Origin of the sequence: Tsukamurella spumae, from assembly GCF_012396015.1 — a bacterium.
In the GTDB taxonomy this organism is placed as follows: Bacteria; Actinomycetota; Actinomycetes; order Mycobacteriales; family Mycobacteriaceae; genus Tsukamurella; species Tsukamurella spumae.
Genome location: NZ_JAAXOQ010000014.1, coordinates 48,904 through 70,937, shown reverse-complemented (window position 1 = coordinate 70,937; position 22,034 = coordinate 48,904). Strand labels below are relative to the sequence as shown.

At 72.8% G+C, this 22,034-nt stretch carries 18 protein-coding genes; 6 read left to right on the top strand and 12 right to left on the bottom strand.

All coding sequences use genetic code 11. The features are described 5' to 3' along the window. Window positions 1-7: 7 nt before the first annotated feature. Both HF999_RS12045 and HF999_RS12040 read left to right on the top strand, forming a co-directional pair. Complete coding sequence (locus HF999_RS12045) at window positions 8-208, top strand: DUF2613 family protein (RefSeq protein ID WP_168546107.1); 201 nt, start codon at window positions 8-10, stop codon at window positions 206-208. Continuing rightward, entirely contained in the window at window positions 195-4,466 is a 4,272-nt protein-coding gene (locus tag HF999_RS12040; protein ID WP_312854115.1) for an alpha-(1->3)-arabinofuranosyltransferase domain-containing protein, read from the top strand. The genes HF999_RS12045 and HF999_RS12040 overlap by 14 nt, the downstream gene beginning before the upstream one ends. Window positions 4,467-4,578: 112 nt before the next feature. On the opposite strand, the gene HF999_RS12035 is transcribed toward HF999_RS12040, so the two are convergent. Further along, window positions 4,579-5,784 (bottom strand): acyltransferase family protein, encoded by a 1,206-nt coding sequence (locus tag HF999_RS12035; RefSeq protein ID WP_168546106.1) that lies wholly within the window; start codon window positions 5,782-5,784, stop codon window positions 4,579-4,581. Between the two features lie 172 nt (window positions 5,785-5,956). On the opposite strand from HF999_RS12035, the gene pgfA reads away from it, so the two are divergent. Beyond that, the gene (gene pgfA, locus HF999_RS12030) at window positions 5,957-7,327 is read left to right on the top strand and encodes a cell envelope lipid trafficking protein PgfA (RefSeq protein ID WP_168546105.1); all 1,371 of its coding nucleotides are present in this window, start codon (window positions 5,957-5,959) and stop codon (window positions 7,325-7,327) included. Here the strand turns inward: pgfA and HF999_RS12025 are convergent. Further along, window positions 7,254-8,468 carry a polysaccharide biosynthesis protein gene (locus tag HF999_RS12025; RefSeq protein WP_168546104.1) on the bottom strand — a complete coding sequence of 405 codons (1,215 nt, stop codon included), beginning with the start codon at window positions 8,466-8,468 and terminating at the stop codon, window positions 7,254-7,256. The two genes, pgfA and HF999_RS12025, sit on opposite strands and share 74 nt — an antisense overlap. A 29-nt stretch (window positions 8,469-8,497) precedes the next feature. On the opposite strand from HF999_RS12025, the gene HF999_RS12020 reads away from it, so the two are divergent. Beyond that, window positions 8,498-10,204, top strand: coding sequence for an MmpA family trehalose lipid delivery protein (locus tag HF999_RS12020; protein ID WP_168546103.1), 1,707 nt, complete (start codon window positions 8,498-8,500; stop codon window positions 10,202-10,204). A gap of 309 nt (window positions 10,205-10,513) precedes the next feature. Here HF999_RS12020 and HF999_RS23000 read toward each other — a convergent pair whose 3' ends face one another. Continuing rightward, window positions 10,514-10,672 (bottom strand): hypothetical protein, encoded by a 159-nt coding sequence (locus HF999_RS23000; RefSeq protein WP_312854121.1) that lies wholly within the window; start codon window positions 10,670-10,672, stop codon window positions 10,514-10,516. On the opposite strand from HF999_RS23000, the gene HF999_RS12015 reads away from it, so the two are divergent. Next, window positions 10,634-11,815 (top strand): condensation domain-containing protein, encoded by a 1,182-nt coding sequence (locus tag HF999_RS12015; protein ID WP_312854119.1) that lies wholly within the window; start codon window positions 10,634-10,636, stop codon window positions 11,813-11,815. The genes HF999_RS23000 and HF999_RS12015 overlap by 39 nt on opposite strands. A gap of 20 nt (window positions 11,816-11,835) precedes the next feature. Here the strand turns inward: HF999_RS12015 and HF999_RS12010 are convergent, their stop codons facing one another. From HF999_RS12010 to HF999_RS11980, 7 genes are all read right to left on the bottom strand, one after another. After that, the gene (locus HF999_RS12010; RefSeq protein ID WP_168546101.1) at window positions 11,836-12,591 is read right to left on the bottom strand and encodes a hypothetical protein; all 756 of its coding nucleotides are present in this window, start codon (window positions 12,589-12,591) and stop codon (window positions 11,836-11,838) included. Between the two features lie 39 nt (window positions 12,592-12,630). Continuing rightward, on the bottom strand, window positions 12,631-13,257 hold the full coding sequence (locus tag HF999_RS12005) for an MBL fold metallo-hydrolase (protein WP_168546100.1): 627 nt from the start codon (window positions 13,255-13,257) through the stop codon (window positions 12,631-12,633). Continuing rightward, window positions 13,254-14,339: an S-(hydroxymethyl)mycothiol dehydrogenase gene (locus HF999_RS12000; protein ID WP_168546099.1), complete on the bottom strand. Its 1,086-nt coding sequence runs from the start codon at window positions 14,337-14,339 to the stop codon at window positions 13,254-13,256. The genes HF999_RS12005 and HF999_RS12000 overlap by 4 nt, the downstream gene beginning before the upstream one ends. Continuing rightward, entirely contained in the window at window positions 14,339-14,680 is a 342-nt protein-coding gene (locus HF999_RS11995) for a UBP-type zinc finger domain-containing protein (protein ID WP_168546098.1), read from the bottom strand. Before HF999_RS11995 ends, HF999_RS12000 begins: the two co-directional genes overlap by 1 nt. Further along, entirely contained in the window at window positions 14,677-16,188 is a 1,512-nt protein-coding gene (locus HF999_RS11990) for an ATP-binding protein (RefSeq protein ID WP_168546097.1), read from the bottom strand. The genes HF999_RS11995 and HF999_RS11990 overlap by 4 nt, the downstream gene beginning before the upstream one ends. Continuing rightward, window positions 16,185-17,861 carry an NAD(P)/FAD-dependent oxidoreductase gene (locus HF999_RS11985; protein WP_168546096.1) on the bottom strand — a complete coding sequence of 559 codons (1,677 nt, stop codon included), beginning with the start codon at window positions 17,859-17,861 and terminating at the stop codon, window positions 16,185-16,187. The genes HF999_RS11990 and HF999_RS11985 overlap by 4 nt, the downstream gene beginning before the upstream one ends. A gap of 243 nt (window positions 17,862-18,104) precedes the next feature. Then, window positions 18,105-19,247, bottom strand: a complete 1,143-nt coding sequence (locus tag HF999_RS11980) for a glycosyltransferase family 4 protein (RefSeq protein WP_168546095.1) — start codon at window positions 19,245-19,247, stop codon at window positions 18,105-18,107. A gap of 25 nt (window positions 19,248-19,272) precedes the next feature. Between HF999_RS11980 and HF999_RS11975 the strand changes: the two genes are divergently transcribed. After that, on the top strand, window positions 19,273-20,037 hold the full coding sequence (locus tag HF999_RS11975) for a class I SAM-dependent methyltransferase (RefSeq protein WP_168546094.1): 765 nt from the start codon (window positions 19,273-19,275) through the stop codon (window positions 20,035-20,037). Window positions 20,038-20,054: 17 nt separating this feature from the next. Here the strand turns inward: HF999_RS11975 and HF999_RS11970 are convergent, their stop codons facing one another. Together HF999_RS11970 and HF999_RS11965 are read right to left on the bottom strand one after the other, a co-directional pair. Continuing rightward, window positions 20,055-20,960, bottom strand: a complete 906-nt coding sequence (locus HF999_RS11970; RefSeq protein ID WP_168546093.1) for an RNA polymerase sigma-70 factor — start codon at window positions 20,958-20,960, stop codon at window positions 20,055-20,057. Next, complete coding sequence (locus HF999_RS11965; protein WP_168546092.1) at window positions 20,957-21,994, bottom strand: NAD(P)/FAD-dependent oxidoreductase; 1,038 nt, start codon at window positions 21,992-21,994, stop codon at window positions 20,957-20,959. Before HF999_RS11965 ends, HF999_RS11970 begins: the two co-directional genes overlap by 4 nt. Window positions 21,995-22,034 lie beyond the last annotated feature (40 nt).

The following is a 22,034-nucleotide window of genomic DNA, read 5'->3' as shown; positions in this document are numbered from 1 at the left end:
CGCGGCCATGGACCGCACCTCGATCATCGCCGGCGCTACGGCCGCGCTCGCCGGAATCGTCGTCGCCGTGGCCCTCGCACTGGTGAGCGGCGCGGCCGTCGGCCAGACCACGCCGTCCACCGATATCAACACCGTGTCGAAGGACAAGGGCTTCCTGCAGGGCTCGTCGAACTACGGCGAGCGCGACGACTCGGGTGCCAACAAGTAGCCCCCAGCTCTCCGACGAACCCCTGACCCGCCGCGCAGGCGCGTGGGCGTTCGTCGCCCTGCTCGCGCTGAGCTTCCTCAGTTCCCCGGGCAAGATCGTCGCGGACACCAAGCTCGACCTCACCGCGAACCCCATCGGCTTCCTCGCCCGGGCGGCGAACATCTGGTCCAGCCAGTCGCCGCTGGGCCAGGTGCAGAACCAGGCCTACGGCTACTTCTTCCCGCACGGCGCCTTCTTCGCCCTCGGCCAACTCCTGCACCTTCCGCCGTGGATCACGCAGCGGTTGTGGTGGGCGCTGCTGCTGTTCGCCGGGTTCTGGGGGATCGTCCGGCTCACCGAGGCGTTGGCCACCGGGTCGCGCGGCAGCCGGATCGTCGCCGCGGCCGCGTTCGTACTGGCGCCGCAGGTGCTCACCACGCTCGGCGCGATCAGCTCCGAGACCGCGCCGGTGATGCTCGCGCCGTGGGTGCTGTTGCCGCTGGTCCAGATGTTGCGGGGAAGCGACGTCCCGCTGCGGAACCTGGCCGCCCGCTCCGCGTTCGCGGTCGCGCTGATGGGCGCGGTCAACGCCGTGGCCACCGGCTTCGCCTGCGCGGTCGCCGCGCTGTGGTGGCTCCTGAACGCCCGGATCGGCAGGGGCACCCGACGGTTCTGGACCTTCAGCGCCTGGTGGGCGGTGTGCGTCGCGCTCGCCACCACCTGGTGGATCGTGCCGCTGCTCATCATGGGCCGGGTCAGCCCGCCGTTCCTCGAGTTCATCGAGTCCTCCCGGGCAACGACGCAGTGGGCGTCGCTGCCCGAGGTCCTCCGCGGCACCACGTCCTGGAGCCCCTTCATCTCCGACGAGCGCGCGGCCGGCGCGATGCTGACCACCGCGCCGGCCGCCGTGGTGGTCACGGGCCTGCTCGCCGCGGCCGGCATCGCCGGACTCACCATGCGCGGCATGCCCTCGCGCGGCGTCTGGGCGACGGTGCTCCTGATCGGGTTGGCCGGCATCGGCGCGGGCTACGCGAGCGGGCTGGGCTCCCCCTTCGCCGAGCCGGTGCGCGTCTTCCTCGACAGCGTCGGCGCGCCGCTGCGCAATGTCTACAAGCTCGAGCCCCTCCTGCGATTGCCGCTCGTCCTGGGCCTGGCGCACCTGCTCGCGCGGGCGCCGCTGCCGGGCACCGTCGGACCGGCGCGCGTGCGGCGGGCCCTGGCGCACCCCGAGCAGGACCGGCTCGCCGCGGGCGCGCTCGCCGTCGTCGTGGTGCTGGCGCTGGCGGGCGGCATGGCCTGGACCGGCAAGCTCGCGCCGCGCGGTCCCTACGACCGGATCCCCGACTACTGGTCACAGGCGGCGGACTGGCTGTCGGCGCACGCCGCGGGCACCGCACCGGGCCAGGCGCGCGCCGAACGCGCCCTGGTCGTGCCGGGCGCCCCGTTCGGCGCGCAGCTGTGGGGACTGACCCGCGACGAGCCGATCCAGCCCCTGGCCCAGACCCCGTGGGCCGTGCGCGACGCGATTCCGCTCAATCCGCCGGGCGCGATCCGGGCCCTCGACTCGGTACAGCGCCTGTTCAGCGCGGGAACCCCCTCGGCGGGTCTCGCGGCCACGCTGCGCCGGCAGGGCATCTCCTACCTCGTGCTGCGGGCCGACCTCGACCCGGACACGTCCCGTTCGGCGCGCCCGGCGCTGGCCCGCGCCGCGATCGAGGGCTCGCCCGGGATCAGCGAGGTCGCCCGGTTCGGGCCCGAGGTCGCGCCGCCGACCGTCGAGAAGGTGGTCGTCGACTCCGGGCTCCGGCCGCCCCTGCCGGCCATCACGATCTACCGGGTCGACGGTGCCGCCCCCACCGGCCCGTACGTCACCGACCTGGCGTCGATGCCGCGGATCGCCGGCGGCCCGGAGTCGCTGCTCACGCTGCAGGCCGACGCCGCGGCCGCAGGCCGCAGGGAGCTGGGCTCGGCGCTGCTCGCCTCGGACGCGGCCGCCGCCGGCCTGCCCGACGGTCCGCTGACCGTCACGGACACGCCGAAGAACCGCGAGACCGACTACGGCCGGGTCGACGACCACAGCTCCGCGATCCGCACCGCCGACGATCCGCGTCGCACGCTCAACCGATTGCCCGACTACCCCGTCGCGGGCGCGGGCCCGGTCGACGGGGCCTGGAACGCCGGAGCCGGCTCCGACGACGGCGCGAGCGTCACGGCCTCGAGCTCCGCGGCGGACGCGACGCAGCTCGGCACGGTGCTCCCCGGTGCCGGTCCGGCCGCGGCGGTCGACGGCGACAAGAACACCTCGTGGGTGTCGTCGGGCCTCGACCACGCGCTCGGCCAGTGGTTGCAGTTCACGCTGCCCGAGGCGCGGGGCGATCTCTCGGTGACGGTCACCGTCGGGCGGGCGCTGGGCCCCGCGGTCACCCGGCTGCTGATCTCGACGGAGGCGGGCACCGTCTACTCCGATCCGGTCACGGCGAACACCCCGATCACGCTGGTCGCGCCGTCCGAGCCGACGCGCTGGGTACGGATCACCGCCGCCGACACCACCGATCACACCTGGGGCAACCAGTTCGCGATCTCCGAGGCGCAACTGACCGACGCCCGGACCGCTCGCGCGATCCCCACCCGTCACGACGTGGTCCTGCCGCGGTCCGGCCCTGCGGAGCGCTGGGTCTTCGGGCAGGACACGATGGGCCGCTCGGGTTGCGTCGTCACGCCCGGGGAGAAGGGCGCGCCGGGCCCGGTGCAGTGCGCCGACATCGCGATCGGATCCGAGGAGCCCGGCCCGCTGCGGCGCACCGTCGACGGTCCCGGCGCCCCGGCCGTGCTGCCCGCGATGACGGTGCGCGCCCGGCCCGGCCAGGCGCTGTCGACGCTGCTCGCGAATCCGGCGGCGCCGTCGGCCTATGCGGAGTCGGCGGTCGGCGACGGTCGGGGCAGTTCCGCGGCGGTGACGGACGGCGACCCGAACACCTCCTGGACCGCGCCGCAGTCGGTCACGCAGCCCACCTCGCCGAAGCCGATCCTGCGCCTGCGGCTGCCGGCGGCGCAGCTGGTCGCAGGCCTGACGCTGACGATGCCCCGCGGCGAGGCGCCCGCCCGGCCCACGCGGGTGGGGATCGACCTGGGTACCGGCCGGCAGGTGCGCGAGGTGCCGGCGGGCGATTCCGTCACGGTGAAAGTCGATCCCGCCGTGACCGATTCGATCTCAATCTCCCTGCTGGACTGGGATGAACGGCTCAACATCAACGCCCTCGGCTTCCCCGAGAAGATGGCGCCGGGACTGGCCGAGGTCCAGGCCGTCGGGCCCGACGGTGCGCCCGTGCCCGGATCCGAGCCCGCCCCCGCGGACCGCCCGATCACGGTGCCGTGCGAGACGGGCCCGACGGTGCGGGTCGGCGACCGGGAGGTCCGGTTCCGGCTCGAGGCGAGTGCGCGGGAACTGCGCGACGGTGCGCCGGTCCGAGCCGTGGCCTGCGATTCCACCCCACTCCCCCTTCCCGCGGGGCGGACGCAGATCGTTGCGACGCCCGGGCTCGCGTTCAGCGTGGAGACGCTGAGCCTGGACACGCCCGCGTCGGTGTCCGCGGACGACACTTCCGGCCGCGTGCAGCGGGACGAGAGTGTGAAGGTGCAGAGCTGGACCCCCGACCGTCGCGTCGTGACCGTCAGCGGCGCGACCGCCGACCAGGTCCTCGTCGTGCCCGAGAGCCGGAACCCGGGTTGGGCCGCGACCGGACCGGACGGGAAGCCGCTGCGCGCCGTGACCGTCAACGGTTGGCAGCAGGGGTGGGTGGTTCCCGCGGGGACCGACGGCGCTGTGACACTGCGGTTCTCGCTGAACGCGCCGTACCGGATCGGGCTGTTCGGCGGGTTGGTCCTGCTCGTGATCCTCGCCGCGCTGGCGCTGGTGCCGGGTTCGCGGCCCGGTGCCCGTGCCGCCGTGCGCGCCTGGCGCCCGGGGTTGCTCGCGGCGGTCGGTGTGGGCGCGGCGGCGTTCGTGCTGAGCGGCTGGCCCGGGCTCGCGATCTGGGTCGCGACCGGCGCGGCGACCTGGGTCCTCTCCGCGCTGCACGTGTCCGCCGAGCGCCGCGCCGCCCTGCGGGTGTTCGGCGCGGCGGGTTTCGTGCTCGCTGCAATGTTGGTGCTGGCGACGGGCCCCTGGCACGCCGACGCCGGCTACGTCGGCCACGGCCCCTGGCCTCAGGGCCTGGCGCTCGTGGGTGTGCTGCTGATGGCGTGGTCGACCGTCGAGCCCCGCTCCGCCGAGGAGTAGTGATCGCTCGGAAAGGGTATGCGCCGCGCGCATACCCTTTCGGAGCGACGACCACCCTCGGCCCCGGCCCCCGGCCCCGCCCCCGAGCCTGCGCCCGAGCCCGAGCCCGGAGCTACACCCCAGCGGACTCGACCGCACCCTCGGACCCGGCCCTGACGGCGGACCGTCGGGCCTCGTGTCGCGCGAGCCACCGCCGAGCCGGCTCCTCCACCCAGGCGTAACTCAACGCCGCCACCGCCACCGAGAAGACCAGGGTCAACACCGTCACCTTCACGAAGGCCCCGTTGAACGGGATGATCGCGAACAGCGGGAAGATCGCGGTCAGCACCACGAGGTGCCAGATGAAGATGCCGTACGACCAGCGCCCCAGCGCCAGCATCGGCCCCGACGCCAGCCACCGCGACGGCGCCCCCGCGGGCGCGAGCACGAGCGGCGCCAGAAGCAGGAAGGCCAGCGCACCGCCCAGACCCATCCGGACCGCGAACTGCCAGGACTCCGGGCTGTCCAGCGTCACCGGTCCGCCCAGCGGCGTGCAGATCACCACGAACACGACCAGGGCTGCGGGCCAACAGATCCGGCGCCGCGCCAGCCGCCGCACCCCGGCGTAGCGGGCGGAGGGCGCCGACACCATCTCCGCGAGGAGCATGCCCGCGACGAACCACGGCACGTAGGAGGGCAGCCAATTGTGATGGTTCACCCCCGGGGGCAATGCCAGTGCGGCACCGACCCACACCCAGGACAGCGACGCCGCGGCGGCGACCAGCAGGGCCGGCACGCGCCACCGCGCCCGCGCCCCGCGCACCCGCGCCAGTGCCAGCGCGGCGAGCGGCAGCAGCAGGTAGAACAGCATCTCCACCGACAGCGACCACATCTGGGTGAGCCCGTCGGTGAGCGCATAGGGCACGAAGACCTGTGTGAGCGAGAGGTTCGCGAGCCAGGTCGAGCCGGACGGCGGGTGCGCCCGCGGCAGGAGTGCCAGCGCCACCACCGCGACCACCAGATACGCCGGCATGATCCGCACGATCCGCGACCGGTAGTACCGCCCCGTCGCAGGCCCGGCACCGTCGGACCACGCGGCCCGCGCGTGCGCCCGCCACAGCAGGAAACCCGACAACGCGAAGAACAGCGCGACCGCCATGTCGAACCGGCCCCAGACCCGGCCCATCACCGAATGCCCGACCTGACCGGTCTGGAAGGCGGTGTGGGTGAGCATGACGGCGATCGCCGCAACCGCCCGCATTCCTTCGAGCGCGGGCACGAAGCCGGCCGCGCCTGCTGGCCTTGCAGTCACGAAATCGCTGGTACCGGCTGCGCTCATCGTCCACAGAATCTACCCGCGACCGCGGCCCGCCCCGCGCGCGACCGGTGTCACGCCGCACGCACCTGTAGGCTCGGGTACTTGTAGACGGGTGCGCCGGTGCGTGCCCACGTAGCGAACCGGCGCGTGCGAGAACGCATGCGCCCCGTAGAAGATGTGAGGAGACACTTCGATGGCGGTAGGCCGTAGCAGGCTGGCGCGCGTAATCGGTCCGATCCTGATCTTCGTGGGCGCACTCCTGATCACGTCCGCGATCGCCGGACCGGTCTACGTGGCCGGCAAGCTGACCACGATCCCGCTGAACCTCGACATCACCACGGTGGCGAGGTCGGAGAAGCCCGCGGACTCGCAGGCCGACGCGCAGTTCCCCGCGCGCCAGCTCGACCTGTGCTCGTTCAACAAGCCGAAGGCGGTCGTCAACGACGTCTCGGTGACCACGCAGACCCGCACCCTGGTGACCTCGCCGTCGGACAAGACGACGATGACGGTCCAGTCCGGCATGTCGATGGTGGTCCCCTCGATCAAGACCAAGGGCGAGCCCCGGCACCCCGAGCTGACCGGCGCCGCCAAGAACGAGCGCCCCTGCGACGACGGCCTGGTGCAGGCGTGGCTCGACCGCGTGTCGTTGGACCGTGAGACGGGCAAGCCCACCGACAAGATCTCAGAGGCCACGTACTCTCCCGGCGAGAGCGCCCCGGCGGTCAAGATCACCGGCCGTGAGGGGCTGCAGTACCGCTTCCCGGCCGGCACGAAGCAGGACGGCGGGTACTCGTTCTTCGACCTCGTCACCCGCAAGAACGTCGGCCTCAAGTTCGTCGAGGAGAAGGAGGTCAGCGGAACCAACACGCTGCACTTCCAGGGCACCCAGGACTGGGTCGACCTCTCCACCATTCGCGACAGCAGCGACGCGACCCTCGGCACGGTGCTCACCAAGACCGCCGGCTGGTGGGGCATCGAGGGACCGGGCGTGGACGCCAAGGAGGACATCACCCTCAACCGCTGGGCCAAGACCGCGGTCGACCTGTGGGTGGACCCGAAGTCGGGCATCATCGTCGACCAGTCGCTGCACTACACGCAGCAGTTCCGCACTCCGGCGCAGGTCTCGCCGAACACCGCCAAGCCGGTCCGCGACTTCCACCTCGAGGTCTTCAACGCCCAGCAGCGCTGGGTCGATGCGACGGTCCGCTCGCAGGCGGAGGCCGCGAAGTCGGCCCAGAACCGGATCGCGATCGCGAAGTACGTGGTGCCGGTCGCCGGCGGCGTGCTCGGCGTGATCGCCCTGGGGCTCGGCGCGTTCGCGTTGCTCCTGGGCCGGCGTGCCGCTCCTGCGGCGGGCGGGCGCACCCGCGGCGGGAGCTACGACGGTGCCGCCCCGAGCGCCCCGCTCGACGACGATCCCACCGCGCGGTACGGCGGCGACGATCCGACGACGCCGCTGGGCTCCGACGGGGACCCCGCCACGGAGGCCTTCAGCGCTCAGCCGCGGCCGGACGAGTCCCGGACCGAGGCGATCGATTTCCGGAACCGGGACGACCAGCGCTGATCGCCACGACAGCACCGATCACCATCACCGCCGCGAGCGCACACAGCGCCGCGGCGGTGATCATTTCCGCGGGCGTGCGCGGCCAGGTCAGCAGGACGGCCGCTTCGACCGCGAGCACCACCCACGCGTAGCCGGCCATGCGGGTGCGCTCGATCGCGATCGCGTACAGCAGCAGCCCCTGCAGCAGCGCGTTGAGCGCCCCCTGCGCGGCGAACAGCCACAGCAGCCCCTGCACCGGCCGGTACTCCTCGCCGGCGAGCAGCGTGGCGAGCGGCGCGCAGACCGCGGCCCCCGCCACGCACACCAGCCCGAGCCCGGTCAGCAGGGCGAGCAGGGTGCGCAGCGCGCCCCGGGCCCGTTCGGGAGTGGCGAGCTGCGGGAAGAACACGACCCCGACCGCCTGCGGCAGCCAGAACGCGACCTTCGCGGCCACCGCGCCCAGCGCGTAGGTGCCGCCGGCGGCGGCCCCCAGCACGGGCCGGGCCAGCAGCAGGTCCAGCGAGGCGAACACCGCGAGCACCAGCTGTACCGAGCTGGCGCCCAGCACCGCCCGCACCCCGGCGACGGGATCGAGGGGCGGCGCACCGTCGGACCCGGGCGGCGAGCCGGCGAGCACCCGGCCGAGCGCGGCCGCGGCGAGGGCGCCCACCGTGGTGCCGAGCAGTGCGGGGCCCGGCCCGACCACCAGCCCCGGAATGCTGAACGCCAGTTTTCCCAAGCCCGCGACGGCCAGCAGCACGGCCAGCCGACCGAATCGCCGCTCCCCCTGCAGCAGCCCCTGCTCGACGGCGAGCAGCACCAGCGCGGGCGCGGCGGCGAGTGCGGCGGCGGCCGTGATCGCCCGGGTGTGCAGGCCCGCCGCCGCGAGCGGCACCGCGACCACGGCGAGCAGCGCCGCGCCGACCGCGATCACGTACCCGAGTCGGCGCATCTGCGCGGCACCCGCGCCGCGCACCACCTGGCGCGCGACCACCGTCTGCAGGGCCAGCGCCGGCACCGCGAGCACGAGCACGAGCTGCAGCAGCGCGGCGAACTCGCCGTAGCCCGCCGGCCCGAGCCAGCGGCTCGCGGGCAGGTGGACGAGGTACGAGCACAGGTTGGCCAGCATGCTCCCGACCGTCACCCACGCCAAACCGCTCACCCGCACATTCTGTCAGTAGGGTGGCGGAGATGAGATCGCGCGACGCTGCCCTCGCCGCCTGGTCGGCCGCGCTCGCCTTCGTGATCCTGGGCCCGCTCGCCCTGGGCGGGCGGTATCTCCTGCTCCGCGACGCCGTCTCCGCACCGCGCTCGTACCTCACCGATGCCGCGCTCGGCCTCGGCGGCAACGCCGCCCGGGCGACCCCGCAGGACTGGTTGCTGGCGCTCGGCTCGCAGGTCGTCGACGGTGGCCTCCTGGTCACGGCCCTGCTGTTCCTCGCGCTCGTCGCGGCGGGGTGGGGCTTCGGTCGCTGCGCGCTGGCGGTGTTGAGCGCCGTGGGCCGCGACGCCGGCCTCGGTGCGGGCCTGGCCGGAGCGACGGTGGGCCTGTGGAATCCGTTCGTCGCCGAGCGCCTGCTGCAGGGGCACTGGAGTCTGTTGGCCGGGTACGCCGCGATCGGATGGATGGTCGTCGCCGGACTGCAGCCGACCGGCCGGCGCCAGCTCGGCGCCTTCGCCGCCTGCCTCGCCGCGGGCGGCCTCACGCCGACGGGCGCCGTGCTCGCGCTGATCACCGGCCTCGTGACGGCGCCGCGGCGCTGGGCGTGGCAGCTGGGCCTGTTCGTGTGCGCGGCGGCGCCGTGGGTGTACCCCTCGCTGGTGTCGGGCGACGGCGTCCGTGCCGATCCCGCGAGCGTCGCCGTCTTCGCCGCACGGGCCGAGCCCGGACTGGGCACGCTGGGCTCGCTGCTCGGGCTCGGGGGCATCTGGAACCGCCAGTCCGTACCCGACGGTGCGCCGTGGCTCTGGACCGTCCTCGCCCTCGCGGTGCTGGTGGGCGGGCTGATCGTGCTCCGCGCGCGGCTGTTCTCGCCGCCGCTGGGCCGGATCGCCCTGCTCGCGCTGTGTGCGGTGGTCCTGCCCGCGCTCGCGGCGACCGGGCCGGGAATGTCCGTGCTGGAGGCCGCGGTGCGGGCGATCCCCGGCAGCGGGCTGCTGCGCGACGGACAGAAGTGGGTGGCGCTCGCGGTGCCCCTCTTCGCGACCTGCGCCGCGGCCCTGGTGTCCGCGCTGCCGGCCACGGCCCGAGCCGCGGGGGCGGTCGTGGCCGTCGCGCTGCCGGTCGCGGTCCTGCCGGGGCTCGCGTGGGGGGTCGGCGGGGCGCTCGCGCCGGTGACCTACCCGGCGTCGTGGCGCACCGTCGCGGACGCCGTACCGGCCGACCGCGGGGCTGTCACGGTGCTGCCGCCGCGGATGTTCCGGACCTACACCTACGGGCCCGCCGCACCGGTGCTCGACCCGGCGCCACGGATGCTGCGCGCGCCCGTGCTGCAGACGGGTGAACTGCGGGTGGGCAACCGGTCGGTGGACCGCGTGCCGGGCGTCGCGGCCGACGCCGAGGACGCGCTCGCCGCCGGCGGCGACGCCCTCGCCGGTCGGCTGGCGCAGCTGGGCGTCGGCTGGGTGCTCGTGGAGGCGGTGTCCGGCGACGGCGGAGCGCTCTTCCCGACGGTGCCCCTGCCGGGCCTGGCACTCGTCGTCGACACGCCCGAGCTGCGCCTCTATCGCGTGCCGGGCGAGATCGCGACGGCGGGCGCGTCGCCGGCGGAACGCGCCGGAGCGTGGGCCGCGCATCTGCTGTGGGCCGCGGTCCTGCTGGGCGGCGCCGCGGCGGCCGTCCGGGTCCGACGGTCCGCCGCCCGCCCCCCGCACATCGCCTCGGATGGCGACGACTGAGCGCGCCCGGACATTCCTGTACGTCGTTCGTGAATTTGCGATACCAGTTGTAGCCGCACGTCCGTTATTTCAACACGTAATTAGCGCAGCGCATGATGCGTTATTCGGGGCGAAATGAGAAGTCCGGAACGCTGTCGGCTATATCACTGTCCGTGGGTCTTTTGTGCAGCTATCCACTTCGGGATCATGGTGCGCATGATCTCGGGTTTCTCAGAACAGTGGCAATGCCCGGCGGGAGAGTGGGCCGTGTGGGCTCCCGACGTGACCACCAAGGAGGCCATGAGAACCGCCCCTGAGCTGGGCGTGAGCTCATCCTTCATCCAGGCCGACCACCTCCGCAGTGGTATCGACGGCGAGGCCTGCACACGCCGGCTCGTGTTCACCACATTCACGATTCACGATGTATTCGACGAACAGTTGATCGCCGCCGTGTTCACGGATTTCGTCCGTGCCCACGATGTCTTCCACACCGCTTTTCCGGTATCGACACAGCCCGATCCTCGGGGCCGCACCCTGACTCCGGAGCAGATCGACCTCGCGATCACCGCATCGTCGAATTCCCATCCGGACGTCACGGTGAAGGATCATCTGCTCGCCTCCGTACCGGAGCTGCACGACTGGGCCGCCTTCGCCTTCGCCGTGACCGGCGTCGAGCAGGCCCGCGCGAGCTCCCGCGCGCCGCGCTTCCAGGTGGTGGTCTGCTCGGATCACATGTTCACCGACGGCGTCTCCCAGGCCGTGGGCTTCTTCGAACTCCTCACCCGCTACACCGCCGCCCGTAGCGGGCTCCCGTTCACCGCGGCGCCCGTGCGGCCCTACAGCGAGTTCACGCGGGAGCAGCGCACGTCGGCGGCGGCTCTCACGCCGGCCGATCCGGACGTCGTGCAGTGGCGCGAGACGCTCCGCCGGGCCGGCGGGATGCCGCGCTTCCCACTGCCCCTGGGGCTGGCGGAGGGCGAGGCGGCGCCGGGCCGGCTCGCCGCGCACGGCTCGTTCATCGACGCCGATCGAACCGCCCGGTTCGCCGCGGCGGCCAAGCGCGCGGGCGCGAACATGAGCAGCGCTCTGCTGGCGGCCCTCGGACTGGTGCACCACAATCTGACCGGCGACGAGCTGTTCACCATGCTCATCCCCCGCGCCGACCGGTCCGGAGCGGGCGACGCGATGGCCGTCGGCTGGTACGTCACCCTGGTCCCCGTGCAGTTCTCGGCGCGCGGCGACTTCGACGAGGTGGCCCGCAGCGCGCACGAGGCGGTCGCGGTGGCCAAGAGGCTCGAGCGCACGCCGGTGTTCCCCGTCATCGACCTGCTCGCCGACGACCCCGGCTTCCCCGTGGAGCACGGCTTCAGCTCGCCGATGCTCTCCTACATCGATGTCACGCGGGTCCCCGGTGCGGAACTGGCTCGGCGGCACGACTTCTCGGTGTTCGCCAATGCCACGCCCTCGCGCGAGGTGTTCCTGTGGCTCAACCGGGACGAGTCGGGGCTCGACTTCAACGCGATGTACCCCGACACCATGCAGGCCGCCCGCTCCGTCGACACGGTCTTCCGGCTGCTCCGCGACCGCATCGTCGAGGTCGCCGAGCGCGGCGCCGCCCTCACCGCCGCGTAGCGCTCACCGCTGCGTAGCCCTCACCGCTGCGTGGCGGCCGGCCGCACCCAGAGCGGTTCGGCACGGCCCCCCGACTGCAGGAGCTCGGCAGGACCACCCGACTGGACGAGTTCGGCGGGCCGCCGGTCCAGTCGGAGGTCGGCCGGGAAACCCCCGACGCGGGCGACCAGCTCCGCCTGGAGCGCGGCCCGGCCGCGACGGTCGAGCGGCGGCACCGCGCCGAGCGGTGCGACACCGAAGGCGATCCAGGAGGCCGCGGGGTCGACGGCGACGGACGTGACCACCAGGAGTGCACGGGAGGCGGGGTCCGCACCGTCGGGACGCGGACCGAAGGGCACGGGCACGACGACGGGCAGGGCGAGGCCGCGCGGCTCACGGCCCCGCGGGAAGCCGAGGAGCCGCTCGGCCTGCGGCACCGTCAGCCCGACGAGCTCCTCGGTCCGGATCCGCCCGCCCGAACCCTCGCGGCGCGCGAACGGGACGATCGCCACGAGGACCAGCACCACGAGCGCGCCGAGGCAGGCCTGGAGCAGTCGCCCGCCGGTGGCCGCCAGCACGGTGGACGCCCCGGCGAAACCGCAGGCCAGGAGGTGCATCGCGAGTTGTTGATGCAGCGACCGCGCGATCGTCACGAGGCCGACCAGCACCATGGCCAGGGCGAGCGCCGCCGCGTCCCACCGGCGGACCCACAGCGCTCCGAGCACGCCGGCGCCGAAGACGAGCAGGTAGGCGATCCACCATCCGCTCGCCCGCGGGCCCATCACCACTCTGGTCATGCAAAGACGATACAACCCGGGTTCGGTTATGGCGGCGGATCAGTGCCCGCGCCGGATCCACTCCTCGAGCTGCGGGGACTCGGCACCCAGCGTGGTGCCGTCGCCGTGGCCGGTGTTCACGACCGTCTCCGGCGGCAGCGCGAACAGGCGGTCGCGGATCGACTCGATGATCACCGAGAAGTCGCTGAAGGACCGCCCGGTGGCACCCGGGCCACCCGCGAACAGGGTGTCGCCGCTGAACAGCTGCCCCGCCTCGGGCAGGTACAGGCACACCGACCCGGGCGAGTGCCCCGGCGCATGGATGACCCGGATCTCGGCGCCGCCCACCGCGATCCGGGTATCGTCCGCGAGGTCCTCGTGTCCGACGGCGGGGTGGGTCATGTCCCACAGCACGTCGTCGCCGGGATGCAGCAGGATCGGCGCGTCGAGCCGCTCCGAGAGCTCCGGCGCGACGGTCACGTGGTCGTTGTGCCCATGCGTGCAGACGATCCCGCGCACCGTCCGGCCGCCGACCGCGGCCACGATCGGGTCCGCCGAGTGCGCGGCATCGATCACCACGACCTCGCTGTCGTCGCCGACGAGCCACACGTTGTTGTCGACGTCCCAGTTCCCGCCGTCGAGGCTGAACGTTCCGGAGGTGACGACGCGTTCGACCCGCAGCGTCACAGCACCACCACCGAGCGCAGGACCTCGCCGCGGTGCATGGTCTCGAACGCCCGCTCCACCTCGTCGAGCGCGATCCGCTCGGTGACGAACTTCTCCAGCGGGAGGCGGCCCTGCCGGTAGAGGTCCACCAGCTGCGGGAAGTCCCGCTCCGGCAGGCAGTCGCCGTACCACGACGACTTCAAGGAGCCGCCGCGCGAGAAGAAGTCGATGAGCGGCATGTCCAGAGTCATGTCCGGCGTCGGCACGCCCACCAGGACGACGGTGCCCGCCAGGTCGCGGGCGTAGAACGCCTGCTTCCAGGTCTCGGGGCGCCCCACGGCATCGATCACCACGTCGGCGCCGAAGCCGTCGGTGAGCTCCTGGATCGCCTCCACGGCATCGACCTCCGCGGCGTTCACGGTGTGCGTGGCGCCGAGTTCGCGGGCCCACTGCAGCTTCTTCGGATCGCGGTCAACGGCGATGATGGTCCGCGCGCCCACGAGCCGAGAGCCTGCGATGGCCGCGTCTCCCACGCCGCCGCAACCGATCACGGCCACGGTGTCGCCGCGCGAGACGCCGCCGGTGTTCACGGCCGCGCCGAGGCCGGCCATGACGCCGCACCCGAGCAGACCCACCACGGCCGGGTCGGCCTCGGGATCGACCTTGGTGCACTGCCCCTGGTGCACGAGCGTCTTGTCCGCGAAGGCGCCGATGCCGAGGGCCGGCGAGAGCTCGGTGCCGTCCTCGAGGGTCATCTTCTGCGTGGCGTTGAAGGTGTCGAAGCAGTACTGCGGCTTCCCGCGCCTGCACGCACGGCACTGCCCGCACACGGCCCGCCAGTTGAGGATCACGAAATCGCCGGGTGCGACGTGATCGACCCCCTCGCCGACGGTTTCGACGACACCGGCCGCCTCGTGCCCCAGCAGGAACGGGAACTCGTCGTTGATGCCGCCCTCGCGGTAGTGCAGGTCGGTGTGGCACACGCCGCACGCCTGGATCGCGACCACGACCTCACCGGGCCCCGGGTCCGGGATCACGATCGGGACGAGCTCGACGGGCTTCCCCTGGGCGCGGGCGATGATTCCTCTGACGGTCTGCGGCATCAGTGCACCTTATCCATCCAGTCGTCCGGGACGCGACCCTCGGGCCCGGGTACGGGCTGGGACGCGGGATGAGCCTGGGGATCGGCCAACCGCGGACCGTCGTAGTAGCCCTGCGTGGCGTAGTCCCAGAACCAGTCCTCACCGGGCTCGAAGCTCTGCACGATCGGGTGGCCGGTCTCGCGGGCGTGAGCGCTGCCGTGCTGCGACGGCGACGTGTCGCAGCAGCCGATGTGCCCGCACTGCGCGCAGCGGCGCAGGTGGAACCACCAGCCGCCGGTGGCATCGCATTCGACGCATCCGGTGCCGCTGGGCGGAACGCTCGGGTCGATGGGATCGCTCATGATTCGTCCTTCTCCTCGGGGTGGGCCGGACCGCGCTGCGGACCGGCGATGGGCAGTTTCACGGTGAACAGCGTCGCCCCCGGCTCCGAGACCACCGACAGGTCGCCCTGGTGCTTGTTGACCACGATGCGCCACGAGATGTCCAGTCCCAGACCGGTTCCCTCACCGATGCCCTTGGTGGTGAAGAAGGGCTCGAAGATGCGGCCCAGCACGTCGCGCGGGATGCCGGAGCCGGTGTCGCCGATCTCCACCACGGCGCACTCGTCCTCCCGCCGGGTGCGGATCGTCAAGGTGCCGTGGCCGTCCATGGCCTGGATCGCGTTGTCGATGAGGTTGGTCCACACCTGATTCAGCTCGGCGCCGTACCCGCTGACCTCGGGCAGCGCGCAGTCGTACTCCTTGACCACGGTGATGCCCTGGCCCAGCTTCTTGCCCATGATCACCAGGGTGCTGTCCAGCAGCTCGTGCAGGTTCAACTCCTGGAAGGGCGCACGGTCCATCTGCGAGTACTGCTTGGCCGCGGCGACCAGCGTGGAGATCCGCGTCGTGGAATCGGTGATCTCGTTGAGCAGTTGCTCCGTCTCCACCGTGTAGAACAGCCACTTCAGCGCACCCGGCAGCATCTCGGGCCCCACCTCGGCGAGCACACCCTCGAACCAGTCCTCGTCGGCCCCGGCGGCCACGAAGCCGGGAGCGAGCGTGAAGGCGTCCGCGACGTCGTGGTCCTCGAGCCAGTCGGTGATCTGGTCCTCCCGGTCCGAGGCCTCGAGCGGGCTGAGCGACGGGGACTTCGCCACCAGTTCCACGGCCTGCCGCTGCAGGTCGACGAGGTCGACCAGCTGTTCGTGCCGCCAGGTGCCGTTCGCGATGTGCGCCAGCTTGTCCCGCATGCCGGCGATCCGTTGCCGCAGCTCGTCGGCCGCGCGGACCGCCGCGCCGGCGGGATTGTTCAGTTCGTGGGTGAGCCCGGCCGACAGCGAGCCGAGGGCGAGCAGCCGCTCGCGCTCGCCGATCATCTGCTGCTGCCGCTTGCCCCCGTAGAACACGCCCTCCAGCAGGTGCAGCGCCATCGGGAACCATTGCTGCATCAGCTCGTTGAAGTCCGCGGAGGGCAGCACGAAGAAGCGCGCCGGCGTGATCGCCCGCATGGACGCGTTGTACTTGCCGCCCATCTTCTCGCCGAGGAAGCTGGCCCAGGCCCCGGCGTACACGCCGCGCTGGTCCGTGCGGGTCGTCTCCACCGGCAGGCCGCCCACCGTCTGGCTCAGGGCGATCGTGCCGGAGAGCAGGACGAACAGCAGCTCGGCGGTGTCTCCCTCGCCGTAGACCACCCCCTGCGGGTAGTCCTCGATGTGGCCGCGTTCGCAGAGCCACTCGAGATGCTCGTCGGAGAGCTTCTCGAAGAGGAACAGCGTGCGCAGCTCGTCCACCAGGCAAGGGTGCTCGCTCGGGGCGCCCGCCACTCGCGCGGTCAGGCCCGCCGGCACGGTCTCGCTGGTCTCGGTCATGAGTCGATGCCTTCCAGGTAGCGGTGGACGAACATCACGGCCATCGCGCCCTCGCCCACCGCTGAGGCGACGCGCTTGGCGGATTCGGATCGGACATCGCCCGCCACGAACACGCCCGGCACACTGGATTCCAGATGGAACGGGGGCCGGTCCAGCTCCCAGACCGACGGGGCGTCCCCGGGACGCAGGTCGGGCCCCGTCAGCACGAAGCCCGTGCCGTCCCGCTCGACGACGCCGTCGAGCCAGTCCGTGCGCGGCTCGGCGCCGATGAACACGAACAGGAAGTCCGCCGGCACCGTCTCCTCGGCACCGTCGGCGCGGTCCCGCAGCGTCAGTGCCTCCAGGTGCTCCTCGCCCCGCGCCTCGACCACCTCGACGCCGGTGCGCACGTGCACGTTCTCGATCGCCGCGAGCTGCTGGATCAGGTAGTGGGACATGGACGCCTCGAGCGAGTCCCCGCGCACCAGCAGCGTCACGGAGCAGGCGTTGCGCGAGAGGTAGGCGGCGGCCTGGCCCGCGGAGTTCGCGCCGCCCACGATGAAGACGTGCTGACCGGCGCACGCGGGCGCCTCGGTGAGCGCGGATCCGTAGTAGACGCCGGCGCCCGTGAGCCGGTCCAGCCCGGGCGCGTCGAGCCGCCGGTACGACACGCCCGTCGCGAGGATCACCGTGTGCGCGCCCACGGACGTCCCGTCGGCGAACCGCACCGTGCGCCCCGCCCCCGCGATCTCCAGCGCGGTGACATCGGAGGTGGTGATCACCTCGGCGCCGAACTTGCCCGCCTGCAACCGCGCCCGCTCGGTGAGCTGTCCGCCGGACACCCCGTCGGGGAAGCCCAGGTAGTTCTCGATCCGCGAGCTCTGCCCGGCCTGCCCGCCGGTGGAATGCCGCTCGACGAGCACCGTCCGCAGCCCCTCCGACGCGCCGTACACGGCCGCGCCCAGGCCGGCGGGGCCGCCGCCCACGATGACGAGATCGTAGAAGTCCTCCGCCGGTGCCGTGGACAGTCCCACGTGCTGCGCCAGCTCGCTGTCCGACGGTGCCGTCAGCACCGTCCCGTCCGCCGCCGCCACCAGCGGCAGGTCCTGCCCGTCGCTGCCCGCAGCGGCCAGCAGCCGCTGCCCCTCCGGCGACTCGGAGGTGTACCAGCGATAGGGGATCTGGTTGCGCGCCAGGAACTCCCGCACCTCGGAGGACCGCGCGGACCAGCGGTGGCCGACGACCTTCGTCTCCGGAACGGGCCGGTAGTCGCTGCGCGCCCACGCCTCCAGCTCGGCGTCGATCACCGGGTACAGCTTCTCCTCCGGCGGGTCCCACGGCTTGAGCAGGTAGTGATCCAGATCGACCACGTTGATCGCCTCGATCGCCGCGCCGGTGTCGGCGTACGCCGTGAGCAGCAGCCGCCGCGCGCCCGGGTAGACGTCCATCGCGGACTCCAGGAACTCCAGCCCCGTCATCCCCGGCATGCGGTAGTCGGCGAGGATCGCGGCCACGGCATCGCCGCGCAGCTTGAGCTCGCGCAACGCGTCGAGCGCCTGCTGCCCGCTCTCGGCGCGCACGATCCGGTAGTCGCCGCCGTACTTGCGCCGCAGGTCACGGGCCACCGCGCGGGACACGCTGGGATCGTCGTCCACGGTCAGGATCGCGGGGCGCCGTTTCTCGGGTTCTGTCACCTTGTCAGGTTACGACGGTGGCGGCCTCCACGTCGGCGAGTGCAGCTGTGAGCGAACACAGCGCATCCGGTCCGTACGCCCATCCTCCCCACCGATCCGTTCCCTCCCCACCGGAACGCCAGAGCTCCCCCCGCTTCGTCCGGCCCCCACCAGAACACCCGGTGTTTCGGTGGGGGGCGAACGGATCGGGGGGCGGTGGCTCGATCGAGGCATCGTCTGACCCACCACCACACACCGGCCAGCTCAGACCAGCCCGCCCACGCGCTCCCCCGCCACGGACGCGGCCAGCACCCGGGCGACACCGTCGGCGGTGGCGGGCCAGGAGAACTCCCTCGCCCGCTCCTGCGCCTTCGCCCCCAGCTTCTCGCGGAGCAGTGCGTCGGTGAGCAGCAGGTGCACCGACTCCGTCAGCCCGGCGAGGTCGCGCACCAACAGGCCCGTGGCACCGTCGACCACCGAGTCGGTGAGCCCGCGCGACGACGCGTAGCCCACCGTGGGGACCGCGTGCTGCGCCGCCTCGATCACCGTGATGCCCCAGCCCTCCTTGCGGGAGGGCATGACGTGCACCCAGGCACGCGAGAGCAGCCGGTGCTTGCGATCCTCGGTGACGTGGCCGTGGAAGGTCACGCGGTCCAGCACGCCGAGCTTCGCCGCGTGCTCGTAGAGCTCGGAATCCCACCAGCCGCTACCGATCACGTCCAGGTGCAGGTCGGGGATGCGACGGCGCAGGCGCGCGAGCACGTCGAGGGCGTCCTCGATCTGCTTGTGCGGCACCAGTCGCGAGAGCACGACCATCCGCGGCGAGGACGACCGCAGGTCCGACACACCGGGGGCGACGGCGTCGATCCCGTTGCGCACCACGGCGACCCGCTCGGCACCGACGCCGAGCAGCGCCAGCTCCTCCGCCGACGGCAGCGACACGGTGAGGTACTGCGACGCGCGGTGCACCCACGGCGAGAGCCGCGACTCGATGAACCAGCCGACCCGCGCGACGAGCCGACCCGCCACCGGCCACTGCTCGCGATGGCAGTGGTGCACGAGCACCGTCACCGGCACGCCCGCGACGATCCGCGCGAAGAAGGGGATGCCGTTCTGGGTGTCGATCACCGCGTCGGGGCGGACGCCCCGCAACGGACCGCGCCCGAACCGCGCGGCCACGATCGCCACCAGCGCCAGCGGGTACACCGTGAACCGGCCGCCGCCGCGGGAGATGCGCACGCCGCGCACCGACTCGGACCGCGCGGCCCCCGGGTACATCGCGGTCCGGAGCGTGACCCGCACCCCGCGCGCGGCCAACTCCTCGCCCACGCGCTCGAGGTACAGCTCACTGCCGCCGCCCTGGGGGTGGCGGGTGTCACGCCAACACAGCAGGAGGACCTCACGCACGCGTTCTAGGGTACCGTCCGGTCACGTGTACCCCGCTACCTGGAAGAACGCGACGGCACGGCTGCGGCGGCGCGCCACCCTGCGCCGATCCGTCGGACTGCTCTCCGACTTCCGGTTCGAGCAGTCCGAGCCCGCGCGCTTCTACGGCTCGCTCGCCCGCGACACCGTCGAGCTGACCGGCGACCTGTTCGGGGATCTCGACGGCACCCTCGTCCTCGACGTGGGCGGCGGCCCCGGCTACTTCGAGGACGCCTTCGCCGAGCACGGTGCCGTCTACGTCCCCGTCGAACCCGACCCGTCCGAGGCGCACGCCGCCGGCATCACCTCCTCCCGGGGTGTGCGGGGCTCGGGCCTCGCGCTCCCGATCGCCGACGGTGCCGTCGACGTCTGCCTCTCGTCGAACGTCGCGGAGCACGTGCGCGAGTGGCAGCGGATGGGCGAGGAGATGATCCGGGTGACCCGTCCGGGCGGGATGGTGATCCTCAGCTACACGCTCTGGTACGGACCGTTCGGCGGCCACGAGATGGGCGTCAGTCACTACCTGGGCGGCGAGCGCGCCGCCCGGCGGTACACGCGCCGGCACGGACACCCGCCCAAGAACCTCTACGGCACATCGCTGTTCAAGGTGGGTGCCGCAGACGGTCTGGCGTGGGCCCGCACCGTCGACGGTGCCGAACTCGTGGTCGCCTTCCCGCGGTACCACCCGCGGTGGGCGTGGTGGACGGTTCGCGTGCCGCTCCTGCGCGAGCTGCTCGTGTCGAACCTGGTGCTGGTGCTGCGCAGGTCCTGACACCGGGAAGAGGGGCGTCACCCGGAAATACGGATATCGCCCAGCTTCTCGGGATTGCGGACGTTGTAGACGCCCGTCACCGTCTCGCCCCGGACCTCGACGCACAGGACGAGATCGACCACCCCGTCGAGCGCGACGACGATCGCCGGCATGCCGTTGAAGACGCCGAACCGCATGCCCAACTCGCCCATCGCCGTGCCCTTGCGGAACAGCCCGGCCACGAGCCGCGCGACCCGGTCCGCGCCGTGCACCGGCCGCCGCGCCGCCGACACCACGCCGCCTCCGTCGCCGAGGAAGACCACCTCCGGCGCGAGCACGTCCATGAGCCCCTGGACATCACCCGTCGCCGCCGCGACGAGGAAGCGCTCCGCGACACCCTGCGCGAGCGCCGGTTCCGCCACCGCGCGCGGCCGCCGCGCCTGCACGTGCCCGCGGGCGCGGTGCGCGATCTGTCGCGCCGCGGCCTCCGACCGGTCCACCGCCGCGGCGATCTCCGGATAGCCGAAGTCGAACACCTCGCGCAGCACGAACACCGCGCGCTCGACGGGCGTGAGCGATTCGAGCACCAGCAACATGGCCGTGGTCACCGCCTCCCCCGTCAGCACGTGCTCCGCGGGGCCGTCGCCCGACGGTGCCTCTAAGGGCTCCGGCAGCCACGGCCCGACGTACTCCTCGCGCCGCCGCGATGCGGCGCGCAGCGCGTTGAGCGCCTGCCGCGTCACGATCCGCGCCAGGTAGGCCCGCGGATTCTCGACGCCCGCGGGATCGACCTCCCGCCACCGCAGGTAGCTCTCCTGCAGCACGTCCTCCGAATCGGCGACACTGCCGAGGATCTCGTAGGCCACCGAGAACAGCAGCGGACGGTGCTCGGCGAACAGGTCCGCCGCGGACGCGCCGCCCCCGGCCGTGGTGTCACCGGTCATCGCGGCGCCGGCAACCACGCGTAGCGGGCGGTGCGCGCGGCACCCCTCGCCATCCGGCACACCTGCTCCTTGACGACGACGGCCGGGGCGCCGCCGAAGTGGATGCGCGTGGGGGTGTCGTCGCGCCGGGCCGCCTGGATCACGGCGCGCTTGCGGCCGATCGAGACGTTCTGGCCGGTGTACCCCATCGAGTAGGCCCGGGCGGGTTTCCCGGCCAGTTCCCGGACCAGGTTGTCCGCACCGTGCGCGCCCTGGGGCAGCGCCGTCTGACAGCTGAGCCGCTGCCCGGGGACGGCGGCGCCGTCCCCGACGGCGACGATCCGCGGGTCCGAGACGCTGCGCAGGAACTCGTCGACGAGCACCCTGCCCGCATCGTCGACGGCGATCCCGCTGCGGGCCGCCAGGTCGCTGACCTGCGTCGCGATCGCCCATAGCACCAGGTCGTCGGCGGCACCGTCGAACCGGCCGCGTTCGATCTCGACCCCCAGCCGGTCCAGCTCGCGCCGGACGCGGGCCCGCGCGCCGGGACCGAGCGATGCCCCGACCTCGCCCTCGGTGAGCAGCCGGACCCGGAGGCCGGGCCGGGATTCGGCGACCTCGGCCGCGGTCTCGATGCCGGTCAGGCCACCGCCCACGACGGTGACGGCGGCACCGTCGGGCAGCGCGGCGAGCGCCGAGCGCGCCTGGTCCACGGTCTCGAGCGCACCCACGGCGTAGGTGCCCGACGGTGCCGCCGGCGCCCCGCCCGCGGCGTAGACGAGGCGGTCGAAGGGCAGGGACGCGCCGTCGGCGAGGACGACGGTGCCGTCGCCGATCTTGTCGACCGAGCCCACGACCAGCCGAATGCGGGGATCGAGCATCTCGGCGAGCGGCGTCAGGGCCGTCCCGCTGCCCGCGATGTGCTCGTGCAGCCGAACCCTCTCGACGAACTCGGCGCGCGGGTTGACCACGGTCACATCGGCATCCGACTTCTTGGCCAGCCGGTTGGCGGCGATGGTGCCCGCGTAGCCCGCGCCGATCACGACGACCTTCATGATTGCCTCCTCATGCGATGAACTCATCTTTCGCACATGG

Coding starts and splice junctions, on each gene's coding strand:
- HF999_RS12045 (WP_168546107.1), top strand. CDS start 8: ATGGACCGCACCTCGATCATCGCCGGCGCTACGGCCGCGCTCGCCGGA.
- HF999_RS12035 (WP_168546106.1), bottom strand. CDS start 5,784: ATGAGCGCAGCCGGTACCAGCGATTTCGTGACTGCAAGGCCAGCAGGC.
- pgfA (WP_168546105.1), top strand. CDS start 5,957: ATGGCGGTAGGCCGTAGCAGGCTGGCGCGCGTAATCGGTCCGATCCTG.
- HF999_RS12020 (WP_168546103.1), top strand. CDS start 8,498: ATGAGATCGCGCGACGCTGCCCTCGCCGCCTGGTCGGCCGCGCTCGCC.
- HF999_RS12010 (WP_168546101.1), bottom strand. CDS start 12,591: ATGACCAGAGTGGTGATGGGCCCGCGGGCGAGCGGATGGTGGATCGCC.
- HF999_RS12000 (WP_168546099.1), bottom strand. CDS start 14,339: ATGCCGCAGACCGTCAGAGGAATCATCGCCCGCGCCCAGGGGAAGCCC.
- HF999_RS11995 (WP_168546098.1), bottom strand. CDS start 14,680: ATGAGCGATCCCATCGACCCGAGCGTTCCGCCCAGCGGCACCGGATGC.
- HF999_RS11990 (WP_168546097.1), bottom strand. CDS start 16,188: ATGACCGAGACCAGCGAGACCGTGCCGGCGGGCCTGACCGCGCGAGTG.
- HF999_RS11970 (WP_168546093.1), bottom strand. CDS start 20,960: ATGACCGGTGACACCACGGCCGGGGGCGGCGCGTCCGCGGCGGACCTG.
- HF999_RS11965 (WP_168546092.1), bottom strand. CDS start 21,994: ATGAAGGTCGTCGTGATCGGCGCGGGCTACGCGGGCACCATCGCCGCC.